The following is a 26289-nucleotide window of genomic DNA, read 5'->3' on the forward strand; positions in this document are numbered from 1 at the left end:
TTAGTAATTCACCCAAAGAAAGGTGTCCGCTGTGAATCATACTCCGTTAAGTACCGTTCAACTGGTTTGTGTATTTATGTTGTTCATCGGGCTAATGAATCATGTCATTGTGATCCCATTGTTATTAGACGCAGCCGGTCGTGATGCGTGGATTTCGGGAACCATGGCCCTTGCTGCATTGCCGTTATGGCTTCCGCTTTTATATTTTGTCATGAAGCAATCCAATCAAATGCATTTATTCTTATGGTTAAAAACAGAATTTAAAAGTGTCATTGCATATTTCGTGGCTATTCTTGGAAGCCTATTATTACTGGTTATCGGCTATGTTACAGTCAACGACACGGTTACGTTTATTACCACTACCTTCTTAACGCGTACACCTGATTGGGTCATTTTGTTAATCTTAACAGTGATGTGCTTTTATAACGCATATTATGGCATACCATCCATTGCAAAGACGGCGGTCATTCTTTTACCGTTTGTCGTTATTTTTGGGATGTTAGTTGCGATCGCAACTACGCCGCATAAAGATTATTCATTGTTAAAGCCAATTATGGAAAATGGCTTTACCCCTGTTTTAAAAGGGATGATCTATGCTGGTGCCGGAAATGTGGAAATTTTTCTTATTTTATTCATGCAACATTATCTTCCAGCTCGCTTTTCTTTTAAATCGCTGTTAATCATTAGTGTTCTCGCCGCAAGCTTAGGCATTGGTCCAACGATTGGCGCGATTATTGAATTTGGACCGAAACAAGCAGCGGATTTACGTTACCCGGCCTTTGAAGAATGGGGATTGATCAGCTTTGGAACGTACATTGAATATCTTGATTTCCTTGCGGTTTATCAGTGGATGTCTGGGGCATTTATCCGAAATTCCCTGGCTACTGCGCTCATCCCAGAGCTATTTCACGTAACGGATAAAAAAGTACGATTATGGATTTTGATCGTTATTTATATCACTCTGTTTTTATTATCATTGATTCCGATCAGCGACGACAAATTTTTAGATTTGCTATATCAATTGGTTCTGCCGCTTTCGCTACTATCCATTCTATCTCTCTCTTTGCTTATTGGGATATTGGCACTCATTTCATATTTCAAAAAGAGGAGAGCTTAATCATGCAGATTCCTTCAAGAGCGCCGCAAGTCAGAAATTATCCAAATGATCATAGCGGACAGGAAACGCTCATTGTTTCCGAGCAAACGTTGCGGGATCATTATTCGAACTGTAAAGATGTCGCGATTCTTACCTCGACGATTCAACCAGCAAAAACCGCAAGCGGCACGCTTACCCTAGTGTTTATCTATTGCGAGGAGCTGTGTGACACTCAGCTGATGAAACAGGTCATATTTCCAATGTTTCGTGAAATGTGCCGTAAATATCCTTGCCAGTCGGTGGAGGAAATTGAAGCAAACAAACTGATGCCAATGGAGCTGCTTGGAAAAGAAGTGCTGGTGGATGATCTAGACTATCTTCTCTTTAACGGTGATTTATTAGTCTACTTTCAAGAAGCGGATGTTTTATATTCCCTTACGCTTGCCAATCCGCCCAACCGCGACCCGGAAGAACCGAACACGGAAGTGTCGATCCGCGGCCCGAAAGACGGTTTTATTGAGGAAATTTCGAAAAACGTCGCGCTTATCCGCAAGCGAATTAAATCCCATAAGCTCTGTTATGAACAATTTATCGTCGGAACAAGAAGCCAAACAAAAGTGGGATTAATGTACATAGAGGACATCGCGAATCGTGAAATGATTCATGAAGTGAAAAAAAGAATTTTACAGTTAAATATTGATTCCCTGACGAGTACCAATCAGTTGGAAGAGTTGCTTGGCGACAAACGATTCTCTCTGTTTCCGTTATTTGCCTACACAGGACGGCCGGATTTTGCTGTGAATAGTTTATTGAATGGAAGATTTATCATCCTGTTAGACGGTGCTCCTACCGTCATTATTGGTCCGGGAAACTTATTGTTTTTACTGAATACATCGGAAGATAACGCTACAAACCCTATCTTTGTCATTTTTCAGAGAATCCTTCGCTTCATGGGAATCTCATTGGCTATTTACTTACCTGGATTTTGGACCGCCTTATTATCGTTTCATCCAGGAGAAATACCATTCACTCTCTTAGGAACGGTTGTGCTTTCCAGGCAAGGAGTGCCATTGCCTGTTCCACTGGAAATGTTTATCATGGTGGGGCTGTTCGAAATTGTTAAAGAAGCGGGTATGCGCTTACCGTTAGCGGTTGGCCAAACATTATCGATTGTCGGCGGATTGATTATTGGGCAAGCGGCTATCAGCGCTGGCTTATTCACACCGGGAAGCCTTGTTGTTGCGGCCATTGCTGTGGTCGCTTCGTTTACATTAGTGAATCAAAATTTGTCAGGAACCGTGGCGCTATTGCGTTTTATTGTCTTAATCGCTTCTTCTGTATTAGGGTTATTTGGGTTTATCGCTTCTTTATTTATACTTTTAACATATGTGGCGAATTTAAAAATATTTGGAATTCCGTATCTTATGCCTCTCTCTCCTCCAACCATGGATATTTTCAAAACCTTAATTCCGAATGGTTGGAAAAAATTCAAAAAGAGAGCAGGTTTGGTAAAACCGCAGGACGATACACCAAGGGGGAAGCGAATTGAATTTCAAAACCGCCTTTCCCTTTATGATTTCTATATTCTTGTTAACAGGATGCTGGGGATCGCAAAATATTGATCATCTTTTTTATGTCGGTGCAATCGGTATTGATTATAAGGATAATCGGTTTATCGTTTATGTGGCCTTCACTAGCTTTACCGGATTAGCGAAAGTCGAGTCTGGAGGTGCCCTTGAAAAATCCGGCATTGCCGTTGGAAAAGTAGAAGGCGAAACGTTTAATATCGCAACCGATAATCTGTATCCTTCTATTCAGCGAATGGTATCATGGGCGCATGTGAAAAGTATCGTGTTTACAAAAAGAGCGCTGAAGAAAGTAGTGCTAGAAGACGTCTTAGACGTTTTAGACCGATATAACGAAATTAGGCATACACTATGGGTTTATGTGACAGATGAGCCGATAACAAAACTTTTTTTTGGGGCAGCACCACTTTTGCATACATCGCCATACTATTCTTTATTAGCCAATCCTAGTGAAATTTTCAATCAAAGTTCATTTATTCAGCTGATTCGCTTAAATCGCTTTGAAGCTGATATGCGTGAAGATTCCAAAACAGTGCGACTTCCTTATCTCAGCATTACTACGCGCCATTGGAAGGAGGGAAAAAAAGAAAAACCGATGTTAAATTTAAAAGGAATGTGCTTTATACACGATGATGAACTTCAAAAATGTTTTGATCGCTCTAAGTTGCTAGGAATCAGATGGCTTGAAAAACAAATAAAAAGAACCCCTATTTATGTAAAAAAAGGAAACAAAGTCGTTGCATCAATCGTTGTTCTTAAACCTAAGTCAAAAATTTCCTATCAGCGCAAAGGATATACTCCTGTATTTAACATAGAGGTAACCGCCAAAGGAAGTGTGATTGAGTTAAGGGAAAAATTAACGGAAAAACAATTAGTTCGTTTGGCGCAAAAAACGGTGGAAGATGAAATAAGAAGTCTCTACAAGCTAGGGCTAAAATATGATATTGATACCCTTAACCTCTCTGAAGCCATGTATCGCCAAAAGCCAGAAGATTGGAAGAAGTTTTCCAAAAACGGAGAGATTCCATTAACAGACGAAAGTTTAAAAAAGATTAAAGTAAAAATCTCCATTAATACATTTGGGAAAGAAAAATTGAAATACTGATGTATCGTGGACCTCTCTCCTAAATAATGCTGATTTGCATCATTGTGATATGGTGCAGCTTCCTTCCGCTGCTTGGGGTACTCACGAGGTGGTTACCAAAAGAAAAACCGCTCGTTTCTCAATAGGCGAAAAGGCTGTCTTCCGTAAGAAACGGAGACAGCCTCCATTGGTTTGTAAGAAGCGGATGGGCCAGCTTCCATCGTACAATGATCATTTTACCTATATGAATAACTATTTCACATGTTGGGTTGAACCTTCTCCTAAACCGTAGCTTGTAAAAAAGAGGAAGTATTACTTCTCCTCACGCACTTCCTCAAAATAATCTTTATAAAACCCGCCAATTTTTCCGGTGTTATCAATAATAAAATAAAATTCTTCCGTTTCGTTTTTCACTTCATACGTTTTTCCTGGTGTTAGCACATGATCAACGATGTATTTTTCCGCGTTTGTATGTACACATTTCACTTTTTTTAACGTTGGGCGTTTTAACCAAGTTTGATGAATCATATTCGACTCCCCTTGTTCTGTCATCATTACTACTCCCATTTTAGCGATATTTCGATTCGGCTGCAATATCAAAAGAATGGCCATTCACAGTTTTTGATGAATGGAAGTACTGTTGGGCATGCTATGGATGAAAGTTTTTCAAAATAAGGGAGGAGACACGATGGAAAAACGCCCGAGCGAGCGTCAATTCCAACAAGATGTCAAGCAATACAACATGGATAACGTGATCAACGCGCCAAAAAACTACGTATATCGGGTCGGATACGAAGCATCAAGCGGCAATCCGACCGGAAATCATGACGAAGCGAAAAAAACGCGCGATTTGCAACAATAAACGAGAATGCCTATTTGGTATTCTCGTTTATTTGTTTAAGACAGCTTCAAATTCGATGATTCTGCCACACGGTTCAATGACCGTTTCTCCGTTTTTCCGCACTTCACGGAAAATCGGCCGTTCTATGCGGCGAATGGGTCGATATCCTTCTGCTTTTATGCGCTTGAGACATTCGTCAATCGTTTCCTGTTCTTCGACGACAAAAATTTTTTTCATTACTATAATCCCTCCTTTCTTTTTATCATCACCTATTTCGCTGCAAAAAACAAACCGAACGCGATGGCAGCGTTCGGTTAACGGATTTTCTGTACATATTTTTTGTACAGTCCATACAAAATGGCAGTTTTGTATGTTTCCACTTTTTTTCTTTCCACAGGATGATAGCGAACTCCTGCCTCTTTCAACTGTTGAACGAGCCAACCTTTGGAACCGAAATAAGCCATAAGCATCCCCCTTTTTCTGTTGCTTGTCCTATATATACGGCGAAAAACAAAAAAACAGAACTAAAAAACGGATTGGCGTCATTGCCAATCCGTTTTTAATCATCTTCTTCATCGTTATCATGTTTATGGCCTTTTCCTTTTCCTTTTTCTTTTTGTTTCTTTTCATGTTTGTCATGCCAGTGATGTCGTCGTTTTTCCTTCTCTCTTTTTTCTTTCGGGCCGTGTTCATGTTTTCGTTTCTCTTCTTTTTTCTGTTTTTCTTCTTCTTTCTTTTGTTTATGCCATTGTTGCCATTGTTTCTGTTCTTTCTTTAAAGCTGGGTAGGCAAATGATTGCGCCGGTGTGCCTTCGAGCGCTTTTTCCATGATTTCACGGAAAATAACAGCGACGGTCTGGCTGCTTGTCGTTTGTAAATAATGGCGTTTATCGGTATGATCATATCCAAGCCAGATAGCTCCGACAAGCTGTGGAGTATAGCCAACCATCCATTGATCTTTTACCCCATTTACTCCGTCTACTGGAACTTGGGTTGAACCTGTTTTTCCCGCTAACGCTCTTCCAGGAATGCGTGCGCGTTTCCCTGTTCCTTCTTTTACGACCCCTTCGAGCATAAACGTTATTTTTTGTGCCACTTCTTTTGATGTGACGCGCACATCATGTGGTTTCCATTTCGCTATCTCGTTGCCGTTTTTGTCGACTATTTTTGTAATAATGTGCGCGTCTGTTCGCACGCCATCATTCGGAAACACGGAATACGCTTCAGCCATTTGCAATGGGGATACGCCCTGCCGCATTCCGCCTAATGCGACTCCTAAATAATGATCTTTTTCGTCCAAAGGAATCCCAAACCGTTGCAACGCATCGATTCCTTTTTCCAATCCGATTTGATCCAAAAGCCATACAGCAGGAACGTTCAGCGAATTAATGACCGCCTCATACATCGTGACACTTCCGCGGTATGTATGGTCATAGTTTTCCGGGCGGTAACCGTTAAATTCGACCGGCTCATCTTTTAATTCGTCAAATATATGATATCCTTGTTCTAACGCAGGCGTATACACGGCAAGCGGCTTCATTGTTGACCCCGGCTGGCGTTGTAGTTGCGTCGCCCGGTTAAACCCGCGGAATACATGCTCGCCGCGCCCCCCAATTAACGCCTTGATCCCGCCTGTTTTCGGATCTAGAAGCACCGCACCGCTTTGGACAAGCTGATCGTCCGTTCCCTGCGGAAACAAAGCGTCGTTTTGATACACGGTTTCTAACGCCTCTTGCATGCGCGGGTTCAACTCCGTATAAATATGAAGCCCCCCGGACAGCACTTCACTTTGTGTGACATGGTAGCGCGCGATCGCCTCTTCGATCAGCTGATCCACATAATACGGATATTTGCCTTTGTATGGGTCTGGTTTTTTTTCTTTTTGAATCACCATTTTTTCATTCTTGGCGTGCAAAAATGTCTGCTCATCAATATAGCCTTGTTCCTTCATCAGCTGAAGTACAACGTTTCTTCTGGCAATTGCCTTCCCATAATGACTGGCCGGCGACAAGGCGGACGGGGCTTTAATCAGCCCGGCAAGCAGCGCCGCTTCGCTGACGGTTAATTTGGAAACGTCTTTGCCAAAGTACGTTTTCGCAGCGCTTTGCACCCCCCACGCCCCCTCACCGAAATATACGCGGTTTACATACATCTCCAAAATTTGTTGTTTGGAATACGTGCGCTCGATTTTTTTGGCAATAAACCATTCCTGCCATTTTCGCCACAACGTTTTTTCGTTCGTTAAAAACACGTTTTTGGCAAGCTGTTGGGTAATGGTGCTTCCGCCTTCGGTCCATCCGCCTGCTTTTATGTCGCGAAAAAGCGCTCGCAGCATTCCATAATAATCAATGCCATGGTGTTGATAAAAGCGACGGTCTTCGGTCGCCACCACTGCTTCAAGAAAATGATTAGGAATTCGTTCGATCGGTACCTCCTCCATCTTCGATGAGGAAATTTTGCTGGCGACGCGGCCATTTTGGTCATAAATGATGGTCGGAGCCGGCAGCGGTTTTTGCAACGCGCTTATATCTCTTGTCGCGATATACCATTGCATCGTTAAATAGACGCCGACGATAAAAACCGCGAACACAACTCCAGTAAGCAGCCAATGCCTTTTCCGTTTGTTTTTTCTTGCTTGCCATCGGCTTTGTTGTTCCAACGAAATCCCCCCTACTCTATCACTTTTATACCATTCGAAGCAACACTCCTTTTTCCGTACATTGTCCATCACAAAAAATGGCGCAAACGGCCGAGATGCGGCCGTTTGCGCCAAGCATTCCATCAAGCTGATGGAGCATTTTTCTTTTTCCCTTTTAAGAAGAACGCTAAAATGAGCGCCAACACAGCAAGTCCGGTGGCGACAAAAAATGCGTCGTTAATTCCCTCGACAGCGGAATGCTGCTGCACGATGCCATATAAAAGCTGCGCGATCGCTTCATCGCTAGGAATCACATGTTTTAACTGCGCGACAATATCCATGAAGAACGGATTATTTTCCGTCATCTCATTACGATAATTTTCCGCATGAAACTTCGTACGGTTAGACATGACGGTAACGAGAAATGCCGTGCCGAGCGAAGCGGCGACTTGCCGTAGCGTGTTGGCCATTGCCGTTCCATGGCTGTATAAATGGCGCGGCAATGCATTTAATCCTTCCGTCATAATCGGCATCGACAACATCGACATACCGAACATGCGGAAAATATAAATTGCCAAAATATGGCTGTATGGTGTATCCATCGTCAGCTTGCTGAATTCCCATGTTGTCGCGACCGTAATGATTAAACCGACAATCGCGAGCATGCGCGCGCCAATGCGGTCAAAAATCCAGCCGGAAATCGGCGACATGATGGCCATCACAATCGCACCAGGCAAGAGCAGCAAACCGGCGTCAACCGGCGTAAATCCGCGCAAGTCTTGCAAATAGACCGGAAGCAGGACCATCGCGGCAAACAGAGCCATGTTAATGACGCAGCCGATGATGGTGGACAAAGTAAATACATTATATTTAAACACACGGAAATTTAAAATTGGATTTTCCACCATTAACGAACGCCATGTAAATAAAATCAAGAATATAACACCAAGGATAATGGACACTACTACACTCATCTGTCCCCAGCCGTTGCTTCCCGCTTCGCTGAATCCGTAAAGTAAGCCGCCAAAGCCGATGGTCGAATAAATCGCGCCGCGCCAGTCCAAAAGCGGATTTCCTGTTTTCGGTGTATTTTTTAACCAAAGAAACGCAAGCACAATATCTATAATCGCAATCGGCAATACAACATAGAACAAAAGGCGCCACGTGTAATGTTCCACGATCCATCCCGATAATGTCGGACCGACAGCCGGCGCAAACATCATGGCAATCCCGACAGTTCCCATCGCTACCCCGCGTTTTTCCGGCGGGAAAATAGTCAGCATAATGACCATCATCAACTGCATAATAATTCCCGCCCCTACCGCTTGGATTAGGCGTCCTGTCAGCATGATGGCGAACGATGGGGAGATGGAACAAATAAAAGCTCCAGCAGCAAAAAACAACATTCCGGCTAAAAACAGCTTCTTCGTTGGGAATTTCGCAATTAAAAACGGGCTGATCGGAATCAGCACGCCGTTAACAAGCATGTACCCTGTCACAAGCCATTGAACCGTTGACGTTTCCACATTGAAATCATGCATCATATGCGGCAGCGCAACATTAATAAGCGTTTGGTTCAAAATCGCGACAAACGCTCCAAGCATGATCGTGACTACTACTTTGGCGCGGCTATCCCCAATATTTTCCAATCCTGTTTGTTGTCCTGATGCCGCTGCCGTTTTCAACGGCTTTTCGTCTCTATCTGCCGCCATGCCATGTGCATGTGCCATCTCTGCTCGTTCCAGACTAGACGGGACGGGATCGTTTTTTTGTCTTCTTAGCGCAATATTCAGCACAACCAGAACAAGGACAGAAAAGATAATATAGCCAGTTAAAAATGTTGACATAGGTCATCACCTACTTATGAATGCGAACGGTGACGTTCATTCCTGGTACTAGCCCCGCCCCGTTGTAATTGTCAATGGAAATCGTCACTGGAATTACTTGCGTCACTTTCGTATAGTTTCCGGTCGCATTCGAACTTGGAAGCAGGCTGAATGTGTTGGCGGTCGCATATCCAAGTTTCTCTACTTTTCCGCTAAACTTGCGATCCGGGTATGCGTCCACGTAAATATCGACATCTTGGCCTACTTTGACATCTTCAATATCCGTTTCTTCAATATTGGCCGTTACCCATAAATCATCCAAATCATAGCCGCGCGCCAACGCCATGCCGGCTGCGACAAACGAATTTTCCACCGCGTTTTGCTGAGCGATCGTCATATGATGTGGAACGGTTACCGGAATATTATGCTCGCCGTCGGATACTTCACCAATTTTATCGCCGCTGTTAAATGTTTTTCCAACGCTTCCGGACCAGGAAGTCAGTTTTCCGGAAAATGGCGCAGCAATCGTAATCGCTTGGCCGTCGATACGAGCGTTGTCCGTTTTAATATAATTGGTTGCTTCATTGACATAATAATAAGCAGCAAAACCGCCGCCCACTAGCAAAATAAGAACAATAATATTTAATATAATTAAGCGTTTTACGTTCATGTTTTTACTCCTCCCCTAATAAAATGTCTTTCATTTTTTGCTGGATGGATAAATATTGTACAATCTCTTCCTCCTTAAAGGTTTCCTCGATTCTTTTTAATCGTTTCCTCAAAACGGATTCATGGTTAAACGCTTCTTGAATCGCCTGTCTCCCTCTATCTGTTAAACTTAATACAACAGCGCGCCGATCTTGTTTTGAAGTCTCCCGCGCTACCAGCCCAGCGCTGACAAGGCGGTCGACCGTACCGCTGACATTGCTGTTGCTTAAATTTAATTTTTCCGCCAAATCGTTCAGCCGGATATTTTCTTTTTTTAACAACGTATAAAGAATCATTAGCTGCACTTCTGTAATTCCTACCCGGGCCGCATCTTCGCGGACAAGACGGTATAACGCCTTTTGCATTCGGAACACCGAATACATAATTTCTTTGCCAATGCCCTCCATACATCCCCCCACCTCACTATATGTAATAGAAATAGTTTTAATACGAATTATTTCTATGCGAATTATGATTATAACATGACAATATACAAAAATCAAAATGTTGATATATCAGCTCTATTCAATTTCATTGTTGATGTTTAGGCCACAGAAAATAAATCAGTCTTTTCAGCTTGTCGACAAAGTCGGCAAGTTGATTCTGATGCAAATAGTCTTCTGTTGTCAAGAAACGTATTTAATAAAAAAACCACACCACTAAAGCCTGTCTTAGTGGTGTGGTGCAGAAATATTGATCCTTATTTTCTTATAAATTGTTGTGTCCAGATGTACCCGTTTTCTTCAAAACCTACTCCGATATGAGTGTAGTTTTTGTTCAAAATATTTGCCCGATGGCCTTCGCTATTCATCCAGGCTGCCACTACTTCTTGCGGAGTCCGTTGGCCTTTTGCAATATTTTCTCCAGCAGCTGTATAAGAAATGCCGAATTTTCTCATCATTTCAAATGGAGAGCCATATGTCGGGCTGTAATGGGAGAAATAATGGTTTACTGCCATGTCTCTTGACTTTTCACGGGCCACTTTGCTTAACGCTAAATCGACCTTTAAAGGCGGCAAGCCATATTTCGCCCGTTCTTTGTTCGTTAAGTCTACTACTTGTTGTTCATAAGCTTTTAATCCTGCTTCATTCGTTGCTTTTTGGCTTTGACTTGGTGCAGGTGCCTGCGTTGCTGGCTTGCTTACAGGAGCTTGTACATTCGCTGACGGTTTTTGGACAGTTGTTGTGACTGGTTTTTGCTGTACCAGTTTTGTCATTTCTGCATTTCCTGTTTGATTTAAAATAAACTGCAACCATTTTTCAATATCTTGAATGCTAGATGGATAGACATTATATTTAACTTCATAGCTTTTGATAGCTGGACATGGAGCAGGCCCAGCTGCTTCCGTTTTTACTGTATTTACTGTAAAAGATGCTCCTACAATCGCTAAAGATGCAGCAAGTGAAAATACGAATTTTTTGTTCATTGTTTCTCCTCCTCCAACTCATCCCTTGCTTGCACCTACATAATAACACGGATTTTTTGTAATATTTTTAGATAAATATGGTAATTGGATTAATTTACCATTTATTCTGCAAGAAAAGATTTTTTTCATAAAAAAATCAATGTCTATCCCTGAAAAAAACTAGCATTGTAAAAAAACATCTTTCATGGGTATTTAATTCTTTTTTGGAATTACTAGCGAGAATTCCTATATATTACTTGTGAAATAAAGATTGACAAAGTTTAAGAAAAAGATCATAGTTAACATTTTTTACAACAATGTTACAATACAGGATGTTGTTTAAAATTTTTTACAAGAAAATTTCGTCAGATCATAATGTTCCTAAAAAATCCGTTTTTGAACCTTGTAGTTTTTTACCAACAAACGTACATGCATGAATTTCAAGCGTATCACTCCATTTCTTTAATATCAATATACATTATTTTCCATATCACTACAATCATTTGGCATAAGAAAACAACAATCCTTTCGAAAAGAGCTATAGAGAAAAATTAGAAACTTCAAGGCCAACAAAGAGGTACATAATCATAAACAATAATGTTATAATTATTCTGAATTATCATACAATGGCAGTGGGCTTACTTAATGAATGTTGCAAAATTTAGGAGGTATTGCTATGAAGGCTCAGCACATTGACCAAATACTGCAAAGAGCTGTGTCAGAAGGAAAAGTGCCGGGTGTAGTTGCGGTCGCGGCAAATGATAATGGATTGGTATACCAAGGCGCGTTTGGTAAACGAAGCATAGACAGCGACACTCCAATGACCCTGGACACCGTCTTCTGGATTGCCTCCATGTCAAAAGCAATAACGTCCGTAGCGGCAATGCAACTGGTAGAGAAGGGGAAACTCCAGTTAGACGAACCGTTAAATCGTGTGCTACCCGAGTTGGACTCGATTCAAGTGCTTGAAGGATTCGACAGTAACGGTCATCCTAAACTTAGAGCGCCAAAGAAACCCATTACTCTTCGTCATCTCCTCACACATACCGCTGGATTCACTTATGATATGTGGAATGCTGATATGGTTCGCTACATGGAGTACGAAAAGATTCCAGGAATTATTGAATGTAAAAACGCCTCTCTCAAAACTCCACTAGTCTTTGATCCTGGCGACCGTTGGGAATACGGCATCAACATCGACTGGGTAGGAAAGGCCGTTGAAGCAGTAAGCGGTCAGTCTCTACGCGATTATCTAAAAGACCACATATTCATCCCACTTGGCATGGACGACACAGATTTTATCATACACCCCGAGGCTCGCTCTCGCATGGCCGCGATGCATCAGCGTGATAACAACGGTGTGCTTAACCGCATCGATTTTGAAGTTCCGCAAGAACCTGAGTTCTTCATGGGTGGGGGCGGTCTCTACTCTACAGCCGAAGATTATTTAAAATTCCTTCAAATGTTGCTACATGGTGGCACTTTCAAAGGGGTTCGCATTCTTAAATCGGAAACAGTGAAAGAAATGGGAATTAATCAAATTGGTGATCTTAATGTGCTCACAATGAGAAGCGCAATCCCTTCCGTTACCAACGATGTTGAATTTTTTCCAGGCATGGTCAAGAAGTGGGGATTAGGCCATATGATTACGACTGAAGATGCACCAACTGGAAGAAGTGCGGGAAGCCTAGCGTGGGCGGGACTCGGGAACACGTACTACTGGATTGACCCAGTTAAACGCGTGACCGGTGTACTTCTTACCCAGATTCTCCCTTTCGCGGACGACTCTGTCTTGGAACTACTTGCTAAGTTTGAGACGGCGATCTATGAACAACTATAATTCTAACTAGTAACTTCATCAGGAGACTCGCAACGTGAGTATCCCGGATATTTCAATTCTATATTCTGAGCAAACCACCATGTACTCAATGAGAAGGTCTTTTTTATTGTTAGACAATGATTGTCGGATATCCTTTTTTTTCTTGAGTTCTTCTGCAAGGCGTTCCCCATTCCCGCGCTCCGCGAACGCTTCGACTTGCACGCGATACAATTTTCCGTCAGAGGATTTTTCTTTTGGTTGTACATCTTCTTTGGATCCCATCCGAACAATTTGGCAAATCCATGAGCGTGAGCAAGTGCGATAAATCACCTTTTTGCCCATCATCTATAACAGCGATTTTTCTTATATGTTTTGGGCTTAGGGAAAAACGTGCATGAAAAAAGCCGACCTCTATGCAAGAGATCGGCTTTTTTCATGTACATGACGCCGCGTTTGCCGTTGGTGGAATGCAGTTTCTCAACCACACTCTACCAGGTGGGTGTTCGCAGAAACGTTCCTGTCGTCCTCTAACCTAGCGCGTAGGGAGGCATGACATTCCCGTTTCGATATAGAACTCCCTTTCTATTGCCATCGGTTGAAACTTCATTCTTCAACGTACAACGCAGCAGTCGTTTTTTGGTGATTATTATCATACATAATCTTTCTTCTTTTTTCAAGTGGTTGACATACTCATTTTTAGCAACTTATATAAACAGATATAATAATTTATTGTGACAGGTTTAATGCTTTTCGTTCAGCCTATTCTTTCATTATACCGGGTAGACGCCATGCTTTCTTTCCGAAAACGTCATATATTTGGACATATAGGCGTCAAAACGGCGGATCAGCTCATCGCGCAACTGGTTTGGAGCAATAATGCCGTCTACGACCATTTCCGATGCAAGCCGGTAGATATCGATATCGCGCCGGTATTCTTCACGTTTTTGCTCGACAAAGGCTGCGCGCTCTTCCTCCGGCAATTCGGCAATTTTATTCGCATACACCGCATTGACCGCTGCTTCCGGCCCCATGACGGCGATTTGTGCGTTTGGAAACGCCAAGCAACAATCCGGCTCAAACGCCGGTCCCGCCATCGCATACAGCCCGGCGCCGTATGCCTTGCGCACGATGATCGAGATTTTTGGCACGGTCGCTTCCGACATCGCCGAGATCATTTTCGCTCCGTGACGGATAATGCCCGCGCGCTCGACCTTCGTACCAATCATAAAACCTGGTATGTCGGCTAAAAAGAGAAGCGGAATGTTAAACGCATCGCAAAGAGTGATAAATTTGGCCGCTTTGTCGGCAGAATCGTGGAACAGCACCCCTCCTTTGACGCGCGGCTGATTGGCGATAATACCGATCGGTTGGCCGTTTAAGCGCGCCAGTCCGGTAATAATCTCTGGCGCAAATAACTTCTTAATTTCGCAAAATGACCCTTCGTCGATCACGCGCTCAATCAAATCGTACATGTTAAATGGGGCGTTTTGGTTCGCCGGAAGAATATCTTCAATCGTTTTTTCGAAGGCTTTTGGCGGCTTGGCTTCCGTAACTGGCGGCTTTTCGCTGTAATTAGCCGGAAAGTAGGATAAATAGCGGCGGGCATAGGCGATCGCCTCTTCCTCCGTTTTCACAAGCACATCGCCGCAGCCGGAAACGGTGCAATGCATGCGGGCGCCGCCCATCTCTTCGAGCGTCACTTTTTCCCCAATCACCATCTCCGCCATGCGCGGGGATCCTAAATACATTGACGCATTCCCTTCAACCATAATGACAATATCGCAAAACGCCGGAATATACGCGCCCCCGGCCGCAGACGGCCCAAACAGGAGACAGACTTGCGGCACTTTTCCTGATAATTTCACTTGGTTATAAAAAATTCTTCCTGCACCACGCCGACCTGGAAACATTTCAATTTGGTCCGTGATGCGTGCACCGGCCGAGTCGACTAAATAAAGAATCGGGCAACGCAGCTTTTCCGCCGTTTCTTGAATGCGGATGATTTTTTCCACCGTCCGCGCTCCCCAGGAACCCGCTTTCACCGTCGAATCATTGGCCATCACGCAAACAGTCTGTCCGTTGATTTTTCCTACCCCGGTCACAACGCCGTCGGCTGGAAGCCCATCGGCAAGACAGTTGGCAAATAGTGCATCTTCAAATTCGAGCCCGTTATCCAATAGCAATTTTAAGCGGTCGCGGACAAACAGCTTTCCTTGCGCCGCGTTTTTTTCGTGGTATTTTGGCGCTCCGCCTTGTTCAATTTGTCGGATTCGCTCCTGCAATTGCTCTGTCAGCACTGCATTTTGTTTTTTCGCAACATCGTTCATTCCCATGCTGTCTTCCTCCTATTCCCCTTTGTAGACCGGTTTTCGTTTTTCTTTAAACGCCTGCAATCCTTCAAGACGGTCCTTTGTTGGAATGGTTACTTCATATGCCATTTGCTCGAGACGCAACCCGGTCGCCAAATCGACATCCAAGCCGCGGTTCACCGCAAGTTTCGCCTGCCTTACGGCGATTGGCGCGTTGGCGGCGATTTGCCCAGCAATTTCGAGCGCTTTCTCCATTAATTGCGCGCGTGGCACCACGTATTCGACAAGGCCGATTTGTGCCGCTTCTTGGGCGGTAATGCGCTTAGCGGTAAAAATCAATTCTTTCGCCTTTCCTTTTCCGATGAGACGCGGAAGCCGCTGTGTTCCACCTGCGCCAGGAATGATTCCTAAAGACGTTTCCGTAAGCCCCAGTTGCGCCGTGTCTACTGCCACGCGAATATCGCAGGCAAGAGCGAGCTCCAGACCGCCTCCAAACGCCGAGCCATTTAGGACAGCGATGACGGGCTGCGGCAGCTGTTCTACCTGGTTGATCGTCTCGCGAATGAGGGCGACCGTTTTCCGTACTTCCGTTTCATTCATGCCGGCGCGTTCTTTTAAATCGGCTCCAGCGCAAAAGACTTTTTCCCCCGCCCCGGTCACAATGACAACGCGAATGTCCTTCCGGAAAGCAAGATCGCCAAGAAGCTCGGACAGCTCGTTTAAGAGCGAGGTCGACAGCGCGTTCGCCGTTTCCGGTCTATTTAACGTCACTATTGCAATACCATTTTCCTGAAACTCGTATGAAACGAATGATGACATCGTATTCCCCCTTTGATTACCGAGCAATGGTTTGTAAGTACCGGCTAGAAAGCGGACGCCCGATTTTATCGCGAATAAACAGCGCCGCTTCTGTCAGCTGTTTGACATCGATGCCTGTAGCAATATCCATGCCATGAAGCATATAGACTAAATCGTCTGTCGCCACATTCCCCGACGCGCCTGGCGCGTACGGGCAGCCTCCTAATCCGCCAAGCGAACTGTCAAATGTTGTAATCCCCATTTCCAACGAAACGAGAATATTCGCTAAAGCCGTCCCCCTCGTGTCATGAAAATGCATGGCCAGCTTTTCCTTTGGAAAGCGTTGCAAGACAGCTTCCAGCACTTCTTGCACTTGCTTCGGCGTGGCGATTCCAATCGTATCTCCTAACGAAAGCTCATCAATTCCCATAGCAAACAATCGTTCTGAAACGCGAATCACTTGTTCGATCGAAACGTTTCCTTCATATGGGCAGCCGAATACCGTCGATACATAGCCGCGCACCGCTTTTCCTTCTTGTTTGGCCATTTTCACCACTTCTTCTAACACCGGAAACGTTTCCGCGATCGATTTGTTGATGTTTTTACGGTTATGCGTTTCACTCGCGGACATAAAGACGGCAACTTCATCTACCTGCGCGGCCAGCGCTTTTTCCAATCCTTTTTGGTTCGGAACGAGCGCGGCGTACGTCACGCCTGGCACCCGTTCAATTCTCGTCGCTACTTCCAACGCATCGGCAAGCTGCGGAATCCATTTTGGGTGGACAAAAGAAGTAATCTCAATATACGTTAAACCTGTTTTCGACAGTTGATTAATCCAGGCAATTTTATCTTCGGTGGCGATTTGTGCTTTTTCATTCTGCAGTCCGTCGCGCGGGCCGACTTCTTTTATGGTGACATGTGTTGGCCATTTGCCCATTTCTCTCACCTCTTATTCTAATTCGAGCAGCACGTCGCCCTCGTTCACAAAGTCCCCTTCTTGTACATTGATTTGTTTGACAACTCCCGAAGACTCCGCCGCAATCGGGATTTCCATTTTCATGGACTCTAAAATGATCACATCTTGCCCTTCTTCAACTTGGTCCCCTACCGCTACAACAATTTTCCACACACTTCCTGCCATTGATGCAACTACTTGACTCATCGTTTTCTTCCTCCATTTCTTCTATTTTGTCGTTGTGGTTTGCAAATGTTTTTCGACGAAGTTAGTGGTTGTATCTCCTGCTTGGAACGCAGGGTGGGAAAGCACCTCTTTTAGCATTGGAATGTTTGTTTTAATTCCTTCAATTTGATAATTTTCTAGCGCTGCAAGCATGCGTTTGATCGCTTCTTGGCGGTCGTTGCCTTTCGTAATGAGTTTGGCAATCATGGGATCGTAAAACGGCGTGACCGTCATGCCGCTTTGCACCGCCGTTTCATTGCGCACGTATTCCCCTTGTGGCAGCCCGAAGACCGTGATTTTCCCTGGCGACGGCAAAAATGTTTTCGGATCTTCCGCATAGATGCGCACTTCGATCGCATGGCCGTCGCGGCGGATATGTTCCTGCCGATAGCGAAGCGGCTCACCGGCGGCGACGCGCAGCTGTTCTTCAACTAAATCGAGTCCGGTAATTTCTTCGGTAACCGGGTGTTCCACTTGCAGTCTCGTATTCATTTCAAGAAAATAAAAGTTTTTCTGTTCATCGACTAAAAATTCAATCGTTCCGGCGTTCGTATAGCCGATATGTTTGGCAGCCTTGACAGCGGCTTCCCCCATTTTCCGCCGCGTTTTTTCATCTAAAAACGGCGATGGTGCCTCTTCGACGACTTTTTGGTGGCGGCGCTGAATCGAACATTCCCGCTCCCACAAATAAATGCAGTTCCCATGTTTGTCGGCGAGAAGCTGAATCTCAATATGACGTGGATTGGCGATATATTTCTCTAAATACATCGCCCCGTCGCCGAAGAATGAAGCGGCCCGCTTTTGATTGCCGGCAAACGCTTTGCGCAGCTCGTCTTCATCGCGCACGATTTGCATGCCGATGCCGCCGCCTCCCGCCGAAGCCTTTAACATAATCGGATAGCCGATCGCTTCAGCGGTTTTTACCGCTTCCTCGACATCTTGAAGCGGAAAGGCGATGCCGGGTACGATCGGCACTCCGGCCGTTTCCATCGTTTTTCTCGCTTCAATTTTGCTTCCCATTTTTGCGATCACATCCGCTTTCGGCCCGATAAAGACGATGCCTTCTTCTTCGCAGCGGCGGGCGAATTGCGGATTTTCCGATAACAATCCGTAGCCCGGATGGATGGCTTCCGCTTTTGTCGCTTTCGCCACTTCAATAATTTTCTCGATATTTAAATAGCTTTCGCTTACGCGTGGCTTTCCGATCAAATGTGCCTCATCCGCCAGCTTGACGTGAAGCGAGTCAGCATCCGCTTCCGAATAGATCGCCACCGTTTGAATCCCTAACTTTTTGCACGTGCGAATCACCCTTACCGCAATCTCCCCGCGGTTGGCGATCAATATTTTTGCAAACATCCCATCACCCTTTGTCTCCTTAGTTAGTTTCGTTTTATTGCGAAGCGGGACGGCGAAATAACGCGCCGCTTCGCCAGACAATTGTTTTAGTTCGTCAATCTGAGACGCTGTTTCGCCATTTCGCGCAATTTAAATTTCTGTATTTTTCCGGAGGCTGTCATCGGATACGAGTCGATAAATTCGATATAGCGCGGGATTTTATGGCGCGAGATTTTCCCGCGGCAAAACTCGCGAATTTCTTCTGCAGTTGCCGTCTGTCCTTCTTTCAAAATAATCCACGCCATCACTTCTTCTCCATATTTTTCATCCGGCACGCCGACGACTTGAACATCCAAAATTTTTGGATGTTTGTATAAAAATTCTTCAATTTCACGCGGGTAAATATTTTCGCCGCCGCGAATAATCATGTCTTTTAAACGTCCTGTGATCCGGCAATATCCGTTTTCATCCATCACCGCTAAATCGCCGGTATGCAGCCATCCATCTTCATCAATCACTTCTTTCGTTGCATCTGGATTGTTGTAATAGCCTTTCATCACGTGGTAACCGCGCGTGCATAATTCCCCTTGCACACCTGGCGGCACTTCTTTATTTGTCCCAGGCTCGACGATTTTCACTTCGACATTTGGCAGCGCACGACCGACCGTTTCCACGCGCAAGTGAATCGGGTCATCCGTTCTTGTCTGTGTGATCACCGGCGATGATTCTGTCTGACCATAAGCAATCGTAATCTCTTTTATTCCCATTTTCTCGATGACCGCTTTCATCACTTCAATCGGGCAAGGAGAGCCGGCCATAATTCCCTTGCGAAGCGTTGATAAATCATATTTTTCAAAATCAGGATCGTTTAATTCGGCAATAAACATCGTCGGCACCCCATGCAAGGCCGTGCATCTTTCCGCTTGCACGGTTTGCAGCACTTGTTTCGGGTTAAATTCCTGCACCGGCACCATCGTTGCCCCGACCGTAGCGCATGCCAACGTGCTCATCACGCAGCCGAAGCAATGGAAGAACGGCACTGGGATGCAGAGGCGGTCACTTTTGGTGAGCTTCATGCACTGCGCAACATTATAGGCATTGTTGACAATATTGTAGTGGGTGAGCATCACGCCTTTCGGGAATCCCGTCGTTCCCGAGGTGTACTGCATGTTGATGACATCATGCGGATCGAGCGAGTTCATCCGTTCATCAAGCTGTTCTTCCGGCACATCATGCGCCATCGCAAGAATGTCGTTCCATGTAAACATCCCCGGATAGCGTTTCTCCCCAATGAACACGACATTTTTCAATTTTGGCAAACGCTTGGACTGAAGCTTTCCAGGCTCGCATGTGCGCAGCTCCGGAACAATCTCGTAAACAATATCCACGTAAGAAGAACCGCGATATTGTTCGATTAAAAAGAGCGTCGTCGAATCGGATTGTTTTAATAAATACTCTAATTCTGCGGCGCGGTAGTTTGTATTGACAGTAACAAGCACTGCTCCCATTTTTCCGGTCGCAAATTGACAAGCGATCCATTCCGGCACATTGGTTGCCCAAATCGACACATTTTCCCCTTTTTCAATGCCAAGCCGCATCAACCCGCGCGCCACTAGACGGCAATAGTCATTAAATTGCCTATACGTCATCCGTAGGCCGCGGTCTGCATACACAACCGCCTCATGATCCGGATGCAACCTCGCTTTTTCCTCCAGCAGCTTCCCCACCGTGACCGTCAACATAAACCGTCTCCTCCCCTTTGTCCAGATTCATTTCTAGCTATATGCGCATTTCCCGGTATTTAGCATCCAAGTTGACGAGCGATGACCAGACGTTGAATTTCGGACGTGCCTTCCCCGATTTCCATTAGTTTAATGTCGCGCAAATGGCGCTCGACTTCATACTCTTTCATATAGCCATAGCCGCCGTGAATTTGAATCGCCTGGTTGCAAACGCGAAAGCCCATTTCCGAAGCAAACAGTTTCGCGAACGATGCTTCTTTTGTGAACGGTTTGCCTTGATCCTTGAGCCATGCCGCTTTATACACCATATTGCGGGCGAGTTCAATTTCCATCGCCATATCGGCAAGCTTAAACTGGATCGCTTGAAATTTTGAAATAGTCTGACCAAATTGGACACGCTCTTTTGCGTATTGAAGCGCTTTCTCAAATGCCGCTTGGGCAATGCCAACCGCCAATGCAGCAATGGAAATGCGGCCGCCATCAAGCGTGTATAAAAACTGTTTAAACCCTTTTTTCGGATCGCCAAGTACGTTTTCTTTCGGCACGCGGACGTTTTCAAACACAAGCTCACACGTATTGGAAGCGCGGACGCCCATTTTGTCGTAGTTCGAGCGAATCGTAAACCCTGGCGTATCCGTTGGAACGATAATGGCGGAAATAATATTTTTGCCGCGTTCATCTTTTCCCGTTACCGCCGTGACAATCACCTGTCTGGAATATTGGGCATTGGTAATCCAGCACTTTTCGCCGTTAATCACATATTCATCTCCATCCAATACCGCTGTAGTGCGTGTGCCGCCTGCATCAGATCCAGCGTTTGGTTCGGTCAAGCCAAACGCTCCCAACGTTTCTCCTTTCGCCATCGGAACAAGCCACTTTTGCTTTTGTTCTTCCGTGCCGAAATAATAAATCGGGCTTGCGCCTAAGGAAACGGCAGCAGCATAGCTTAATCCGGTGCCGCCGCAAGCACGGCCGATTTCTTCGACAGCGATGGCATAGGAAATCGTATCTCCGCCCGAACCGCCATACTTTTCTGGAAACGGGATGCCTAAAAGCCCTAATTCGCCCATCTTTTTAAACACTTCAACAGGAAAATACGCTTCTTCATCCCATTTCGCCGCGTATGGCGCAATTTCCTTCTCGGCAAAGTCACGAACCATCTCTTTAATCATCTGCTGCTCTTTTGTTAATTCGAAATTCATTCTCTCTCCCCCATTAGATTTATCATTTATCTTAAAACCGACTAGTCGGTTTTAATCGTTAGCAATAGAAACAGATGACAACTGCCTCTGTTTCTATTTAGACCGACTAGTTGGTTTCTTTACAAACACACACATTATTTCTCCTTCGAAAACGAATGAAACAAAGACGGAAGCAAAAATCGAGAAATGGACGGTTTTTCCTTCATTTCTTCCCTCAGCACGGCATGCAAAATAAAATCAGCAAAATATTTCGCGATTTGCTCGATCGTAAGCGGGCCTTCTGGGTTATACCATTTATACGTCCAGTTGACCATGCCGATAATCGACATGCCAGTAATTTCAACAGATAGTTCGGGACGGAATTCCCCTGCTTCGATCCCCTCGCGGATGACGCGAAAAATGACTTGTTTGAATTCATCACGTTTTCGGTTGATCTTTTCCGAGTATTCCGGCTTTAAATATGTGCTTTCCTGATAAAAAACAGTAATATGAGGCTTATATAAATGAAACACTTTAACAAATGACTGGATAATGGCATATAAGCGCTCTGTCGGGGTTTTGTAGTTTTCATACGCTTCCTGCGCCTTATTCAAGACATACGTAATAAATACGTCATGAATGTGATAAAGCAGCTCGTCTTTTGACTTAAAGTTATGGTAAAAGCCGCCTTTTGACGTATCGCTTTCCGTCACAATGCGGTCAACGGTCACGCCGTGATACCCATATTTTTCAAAGAGGCGAAGAGCAGTGTCAATAATTCGGTCTTTTAGCGGTTTTTCTGCCATGAAAAATCTCCTTTGCTTTTATATTACCACTATTTTCTGAAAAATAAAATATTTTTTGTTTAATTATAAAATACGGAATGGTTGCCGGAATTGTCAACTATCGTTTATCATCAATCATGTAACGAAAAAGAAAGGAACGATACGATGGCAAAAATATTAGTGTTAAATGGCAGTTCAAGAGAAAACGGAAATACGGAACAGCTTACAAACATGATGTTGGAAGGAATCTCTTGTATCCACGTTCATCTTAGAGACTTTCATATTCAGCCGATTGTTGACAAACGCCACGATCCGGCAGGGTTTACGAAAGTTGACGATGATTATGATCAAATGATGGAGCTCGTTCGCCAACATGATGTTCTTGTTTTTGCGACTCCCATCTATTGGTATGGAATGAGCGGGCATATGAAACAATTTATCGATCGCTGGTCACAAAGTTTACGGGATACACGATTTTCTTTTAAAGAAGAAATGAAAAAGAAAAAAGGCTTTGTCGTGATTTGCGGCGGTGACGATCCGTATATAAAAGGTCTTCCGCTCATTCAACAGTTTCAGTACATCTTCCAATTTATCGGTCTGGAATACATCGGCTATGTGATCGGAGAAGGAAACGCTCCTGGAGACGTTTTGCACGACAAACGAGCTATCAGTCAAGCGAAATACTGGAATGCTTTTTTTCAAGCTCTTTAAAAATTCCTCCGTTTTCAGCGGAGGAATTTTTTCTTCATCCCTCATACGTTATTAATTGCTTCGCTGCGCGGCACGTCTTTTTCATGCTTGAACGTGCCAAACTTCCCCAACGTCTCGTCCCCCTTATGAAACAAACTCGAGAATCGTCTCAATCACTTCTGTTTCCCAACGATGACCGTCAAACGTATGGTTGGCTCCTTCAATCAAATGGATGGTGGCGCGGCTGCCGTAACATAACTGCTTATACAGATGGCTGACGCGGTACGGTACGACATCATCCTTCGTTCCATGAATAAGCAGCACAGGGCCGTCGTACGGCTTGGCCCGCTCAAATACGTTGATCGTTTGTAAATCCTCTAAAAACGCGCGTCCAACTAAGTTTCCCCCGTGATCAAAATAAGGAGCGGTCGCATCGATATTTCCTTGCCGAATCGTCTCCACGATCAGCTCGTACATGTTTCCTGCCGGCGCCATAAGAATTAATTTGGCGACATCGTTCGGTCTTTCGCCGGCAACGACACTGGCAACAAGCCCGCCCATGCTGAGGCCGAGCAAACAAATGCGCGATGGATTAATGCGCGCATCGCGTTTGACAAAGTCGACAATCGCATGCGCTTCCTCTATTTCTTTAGATACGGTCATCTCTTCAAAGTCGCCGTCGCTTTCCCCGCTGCCTAAAAAGTCGAAGCGGAAGCTGGCGATTCCTTTCTTCTCAAGTGCACGTGATATTTTTAAAAACAAACGGTGCGGTTCTAGCTTCGTACCGGTAAATCCGTGAAACAAAATAACGGCAGGGATCTTTTCATCCAGCGCTTTTTCCGGGATATGTTCCATCCCGCGCAGCGTCATGCCACGATGAGTCAATGTAATCGCTCTTTGCACCTTGCCCCTCTCCCTCCTGATTTTCTCTATAAATACTATTGTTCGCTATATTTGTATGCGATTCCTCTATGACATATAGGCGGTTTCTACAATTTTATACATAATCATGACGGTTTTTCCAAAACATAAAGATGGAGGTGGCTTCTTTTGGAACCGATGTTATGTCCGAACTGCAAAACAAATCGAACCCGTTTCCATTTAATCGAGCAACATCCGCGAGCAGTAAAGCTCAACCCACAAACAGGCGAAATTGAACAAGAATATACGAACGAGGCGTTAGAACCGTTCCATCTTCCGTATCGCGGCCCAAGCTACCGCGTCCAATGCGGCACATGCGGGCTCATTGAAGATGCGGAAATGTTTATTCAGCGTGCAAAATCTTCACAAATGAGGTGACCAATATGGCAAACAAAAAACAAACTCCATCATCATTGGTCGACCAAAAACAACTTGTTAACGGCAAGGCAAAAGCAATGAGAGAACAAGGCGACCAACATATTCGCCGCGTCACGCCAAACGGAGCGGACGGGCAATAATCATGAAAGGTGGGCCTACTTCCCAAGTCAAAGTAGGCCCACCCTTTTCTAGCGATACATCGTTCATGTACCGATATCGCGAAAACCAAGATGTTTGTAAATGCTGCCTGCCTTTGAATTATTGTAAAAATAAGCATAACGTTTTCCCTTCGTCTTGCATTTACGATCTTTCATGGATTCGAGCTATATTTAACTAAAAGCAGACAATCATCATATACATAAATTTATGTAAACTGATGATAAACGAAACAGATGGAGGAAAAATGAATGAAATTTGTCGACGAGCTATACGAATACTATAAAAACCGACTCACAGGTGATGAAGAAGATGCGGAAGCGATGACGATGTCGATTTTGGAAGAGCTCGATCGCAACGATTTGATGCAGCTCATTGAAGAAATGACCGATGAGGAATTAATGGGGATGATGGGGCTTTACATTCTCGAAAGCCTAAAAGCGAAAATGGCGCATGATGGAATCGGACAAACCAAACTACGAGATATGCCGAACGTTCACTGAAAACAATAAGGGATGGCGTGACTACGCCATCCTTGAGGCGGTGTTATTGAAAAAACTCGACGTCATATCCTTCTTTTAACAACACTTGGTGAATTTGATGAATATGATCTTGATTTTTTGTTTCGAGCGAAAAATGAATTTCCGCCTGTCCCGGCAATACTTTTGCCCCAATGCGCTGATGGTGAATGGACATGACGTTTGCTTCTAATTCGGCAATAATGCGCAATAATTTATTGAGCTGGCCCGGTTTGTCGGAAATGACGGTCGTAAACGTGACAAACCTTCCGGATTCGACAAGACCACGTTCAATAATGCGCGAAATAAGGGTAACATCGACATTGCCTCCGCTTAATATGACGACGACTTTTTTTCCGGTAAATGGAAGCTTTTGATACAACAGCGCTGCCAGCGGACACGCCGCCGACCCCTCGACTAACAACTTGTTCCGCTCCAGCAAATATAACATTGTCCGCGAAATTTCCGCTTCTTCGACGCAAACGACGCCATCTACGTATTTCTCAATATATTGGTACGTGATATTTCCTGGCTTCTTCACCGCAATCCCATCAGCAATCGTATCCGAGGAGGCAATCACCACCGGCTTTTTATGGCGAAGGGCTGCCGTCATTCCCGGACAGGCCGCTGATTCGACGCCATACACTTTGATCGACGGTTTTAACTGTTTTAATGTAAACGCCAATCCTGAAAGCAGACCGCCGCCACCAACCGGGCACAGGACAACATCAACATCCGGAAGCTGCTCGAGAATTTCCAAGCCGATCGTTCCTTGCCCTGCCATCACTGCCAAATCGTCAAACGGATGGACAAACGTCATACCGCGCTGCCGCTGCAGTTCAAGCGCATACTCAAGCGATTCGTCAAACACATCGCCATGCAAAATCACTTCTGCGCCGTATCCTTTTGTCGCTTCGACCTTGCTTAACGGCGCCCCTTTCGGCATGACAATCGTGCACGGGATGCCGATCATGCCGCTGGAGTAGGCGACCCCTTGGGCATGGTTTCCTGCCGATGCGGCAATCACCCCACGTTTTCGTTCTTCTTCTGTTAACGACATAATTTTATTAAACGAGCCTCGCACTTTAAACGAACCGGTTTTTTGCAAGTTTTCCAATTTCATATATACATTATTGCCGGATAAATTGCTAAACGTTTGCGAATGCTCGAGCGGGGTTTGATGAACAACTCCTTTCATTTTCTCTCTTGCTTCTAGCACATCATTTAACGTTAGCATCGTTTTCATCACCTAACTATTTTCATTTCAGCTATCACACTAATCATTATATAAGA

At 44.7% G+C, this 26289-nt stretch carries 27 protein-coding genes and 1 other RNA gene; 9 read left to right on the forward strand and 19 right to left on the reverse strand.

The annotated features are described in order from the left end of the window. Positions 1 to 31 precede the first annotated feature (31 nt). The 3 genes from BV455_RS00440 to BV455_RS00450 are packed head-to-tail and all read left to right on the forward strand — an operon-like array spanning position 32 to position 3787. Positions 32 to 1117, forward strand: coding sequence for a GerAB/ArcD/ProY family transporter (locus BV455_RS00440; protein ID WP_218687609.1), 1086 nt, complete (start codon positions 32 to 34; stop codon positions 1115 to 1117). 2 nt (positions 1118 to 1119) lie between these two features. After that, entirely contained in the window at positions 1120 to 2718 is a 1599-nt protein-coding gene (locus BV455_RS00445; protein WP_245005317.1) for a spore germination protein, read from the forward strand. Next, on the forward strand, positions 2642 to 3787 hold the full coding sequence (locus BV455_RS00450) for a Ger(x)C family spore germination protein (protein ID WP_155835562.1): 1146 nt from the start codon (positions 2642 to 2644) through the stop codon (positions 3785 to 3787). Before BV455_RS00445 ends, BV455_RS00450 begins: the two co-directional genes overlap by 77 nt. A gap of 291 nt (positions 3788 to 4078) precedes the next feature. Here the strand turns inward: BV455_RS00450 and BV455_RS00455 are convergent, their stop codons facing one another. Then, on the reverse strand, positions 4079 to 4294 hold the full coding sequence (locus tag BV455_RS00455; RefSeq protein ID WP_026078661.1) for a DUF6501 family protein: 216 nt from the start codon (positions 4292 to 4294) through the stop codon (positions 4079 to 4081). A gap of 160 nt (positions 4295 to 4454) precedes the next feature. On the opposite strand from BV455_RS00455, the gene BV455_RS00460 reads away from it, so the two are divergent. Further along, the gene (locus BV455_RS00460) at positions 4455 to 4628 is read left to right on the forward strand and encodes a hypothetical protein (RefSeq protein WP_169735606.1); all 174 of its coding nucleotides are present in this window, start codon (positions 4455 to 4457) and stop codon (positions 4626 to 4628) included. A gap of 27 nt (positions 4629 to 4655) precedes the next feature. On the opposite strand, the gene BV455_RS00465 is transcribed toward BV455_RS00460, so the two are convergent. The 7 genes from BV455_RS00465 to BV455_RS00495 all read right to left on the reverse strand — a co-directional run bounded on the left by BV455_RS00465 (position 4656) and on the right by BV455_RS00495 (position 11205). After that, positions 4656 to 4844 (reverse strand): NETI motif-containing protein, encoded by a 189-nt coding sequence (locus BV455_RS00465; protein ID WP_218687610.1) that lies wholly within the window; start codon positions 4842 to 4844, stop codon positions 4656 to 4658. A 77-nt stretch (positions 4845 to 4921) separates the two neighbouring features. After that, a complete protein-coding gene (locus BV455_RS00470; protein WP_017437452.1) occupies positions 4922 to 5071 on the reverse strand; it encodes a DUF2639 domain-containing protein in 150 nt (49 codons plus the stop codon). A gap of 95 nt (positions 5072 to 5166) precedes the next feature. Next, positions 5167 to 7266, reverse strand: coding sequence for a transglycosylase domain-containing protein (locus BV455_RS00475; RefSeq protein ID WP_218687611.1), 2100 nt, complete (start codon positions 7264 to 7266; stop codon positions 5167 to 5169). A 122-nt stretch (positions 7267 to 7388) separates the two neighbouring features. Beyond that, positions 7389 to 9092, reverse strand: coding sequence for a DHA2 family efflux MFS transporter permease subunit (locus BV455_RS00480; RefSeq protein ID WP_218687612.1), 1704 nt, complete (start codon positions 9090 to 9092; stop codon positions 7389 to 7391). A 10-nt stretch (positions 9093 to 9102) separates the two neighbouring features. Continuing rightward, positions 9103 to 9741, reverse strand: a complete 639-nt coding sequence (locus BV455_RS00485; protein WP_017437448.1) for an HlyD family secretion protein — start codon at positions 9739 to 9741, stop codon at positions 9103 to 9105. Between the two features lie 4 nt (positions 9742 to 9745). Next, positions 9746 to 10186, reverse strand: a complete 441-nt coding sequence (locus BV455_RS00490; RefSeq protein ID WP_218687613.1) for a MarR family winged helix-turn-helix transcriptional regulator — start codon at positions 10184 to 10186, stop codon at positions 9746 to 9748. Positions 10187 to 10479: 293 nt separating this feature from the next. Next, a complete protein-coding gene (locus BV455_RS00495) occupies positions 10480 to 11205 on the reverse strand; it encodes a CAP domain-containing protein (RefSeq protein ID WP_081160800.1) in 726 nt (241 codons plus the stop codon). Positions 11206 to 11860: 655 nt separating this feature from the next. Here BV455_RS00495 and BV455_RS00500 point away from each other — a divergent pair. Further along, positions 11861 to 13024: a serine hydrolase domain-containing protein gene (locus tag BV455_RS00500; protein WP_061579070.1), complete on the forward strand. Its 1164-nt coding sequence runs from the start codon at positions 11861 to 11863 to the stop codon at positions 13022 to 13024. A 420-nt stretch (positions 13025 to 13444) separates the two neighbouring features. On the opposite strand, the gene ssrS is transcribed toward BV455_RS00500, so the two are convergent. The 9 genes from ssrS to BV455_RS00540 form a co-directional block, all read right to left on the reverse strand. Beyond that, positions 13445 to 13635, reverse strand: a non-coding RNA gene (gene ssrS, locus BV455_RS00505) — 6S RNA. A 138-nt stretch (positions 13636 to 13773) separates the two neighbouring features. Next, positions 13774 to 15336: an acyl-CoA carboxylase subunit beta gene (locus BV455_RS00510; RefSeq protein WP_061579337.1), complete on the reverse strand. Its 1563-nt coding sequence runs from the start codon at positions 15334 to 15336 to the stop codon at positions 13774 to 13776. Between the two features lie 12 nt (positions 15337 to 15348). Further along, on the reverse strand, positions 15349 to 16131 hold the full coding sequence (locus BV455_RS00515) for an enoyl-CoA hydratase (RefSeq protein ID WP_061579336.1): 783 nt from the start codon (positions 16129 to 16131) through the stop codon (positions 15349 to 15351). A 16-nt stretch (positions 16132 to 16147) separates the two neighbouring features. Continuing rightward, positions 16148 to 17047: a hydroxymethylglutaryl-CoA lyase gene (locus BV455_RS00520; RefSeq protein ID WP_017437442.1), complete on the reverse strand. Its 900-nt coding sequence runs from the start codon at positions 17045 to 17047 to the stop codon at positions 16148 to 16150. Between the two features lie 12 nt (positions 17048 to 17059). Further along, positions 17060 to 17272 (reverse strand): acetyl-CoA carboxylase biotin carboxyl carrier protein subunit, encoded by a 213-nt coding sequence (locus BV455_RS20170; protein WP_017437441.1) that lies wholly within the window; start codon positions 17270 to 17272, stop codon positions 17060 to 17062. Positions 17273 to 17293: 21 nt separating this feature from the next. Then, positions 17294 to 18646, reverse strand: a complete 1353-nt coding sequence (gene accC / locus BV455_RS00525; RefSeq protein ID WP_042409494.1) for an acetyl-CoA carboxylase biotin carboxylase subunit — start codon at positions 18644 to 18646, stop codon at positions 17294 to 17296. Between the two features lie 86 nt (positions 18647 to 18732). Beyond that, positions 18733 to 20367, reverse strand: coding sequence for an AMP-binding protein (locus BV455_RS00530; protein WP_017437439.1), 1635 nt, complete (start codon positions 20365 to 20367; stop codon positions 18733 to 18735). Between the two features lie 59 nt (positions 20368 to 20426). Beyond that, a complete protein-coding gene (locus BV455_RS00535; RefSeq protein ID WP_017437438.1) occupies positions 20427 to 21569 on the reverse strand; it encodes an acyl-CoA dehydrogenase in 1143 nt (380 codons plus the stop codon). 134 nt (positions 21570 to 21703) lie between these two features. Beyond that, the gene (locus BV455_RS00540; RefSeq protein ID WP_017437437.1) at positions 21704 to 22354 is read right to left on the reverse strand and encodes a TetR/AcrR family transcriptional regulator; all 651 of its coding nucleotides are present in this window, start codon (positions 22352 to 22354) and stop codon (positions 21704 to 21706) included. Positions 22355 to 22498: 144 nt separating this feature from the next. On the opposite strand from BV455_RS00540, the gene BV455_RS00545 reads away from it, so the two are divergent. Next, complete coding sequence (locus tag BV455_RS00545; RefSeq protein WP_061579335.1) at positions 22499 to 23044, forward strand: flavodoxin family protein; 546 nt, start codon at positions 22499 to 22501, stop codon at positions 23042 to 23044. Positions 23045 to 23167: 123 nt separating this feature from the next. On the opposite strand, the gene BV455_RS00550 is transcribed toward BV455_RS00545, so the two are convergent. Continuing rightward, entirely contained in the window at positions 23168 to 23926 is a 759-nt protein-coding gene (locus BV455_RS00550) for an alpha/beta hydrolase (RefSeq protein WP_017437435.1), read from the reverse strand. A 147-nt stretch (positions 23927 to 24073) separates the two neighbouring features. Here BV455_RS00550 and BV455_RS00555 point away from each other — a divergent pair, with 147 nt between their 5' ends. From BV455_RS00555 to BV455_RS00560, 3 genes are all read left to right on the forward strand, one after another. Beyond that, positions 24074 to 24322: a hypothetical protein gene (locus BV455_RS00555; RefSeq protein ID WP_017437434.1), complete on the forward strand. Its 249-nt coding sequence runs from the start codon at positions 24074 to 24076 to the stop codon at positions 24320 to 24322. 5 nt (positions 24323 to 24327) lie between these two features. Next, positions 24328 to 24462 carry a hypothetical protein gene (locus BV455_RS20595; protein WP_017437433.1) on the forward strand — a complete coding sequence of 45 codons (135 nt, stop codon included), beginning with the start codon at positions 24328 to 24330 and terminating at the stop codon, positions 24460 to 24462. 267 nt (positions 24463 to 24729) lie between these two features. Further along, the gene (locus BV455_RS00560) at positions 24730 to 24981 is read left to right on the forward strand and encodes a DUF6154 family protein (RefSeq protein ID WP_017437432.1); all 252 of its coding nucleotides are present in this window, start codon (positions 24730 to 24732) and stop codon (positions 24979 to 24981) included. Positions 24982 to 25024: 43 nt separating this feature from the next. On the opposite strand, the gene ilvA is transcribed toward BV455_RS00560, so the two are convergent. Further along, complete coding sequence (gene ilvA / locus BV455_RS00565) at positions 25025 to 26233, reverse strand: threonine ammonia-lyase (RefSeq protein ID WP_017437431.1); 1209 nt, start codon at positions 26231 to 26233, stop codon at positions 25025 to 25027. Between the last annotated feature and the right edge of the window lie 56 nt (positions 26234 to 26289).

Origin of the sequence: Parageobacillus caldoxylosilyticus, assembly GCF_019272935.1 — a bacterium.
GTDB classification, from domain to species: domain Bacteria; phylum Bacillota; class Bacilli; order Bacillales; family Anoxybacillaceae; genus Saccharococcus; species Saccharococcus caldoxylosilyticus.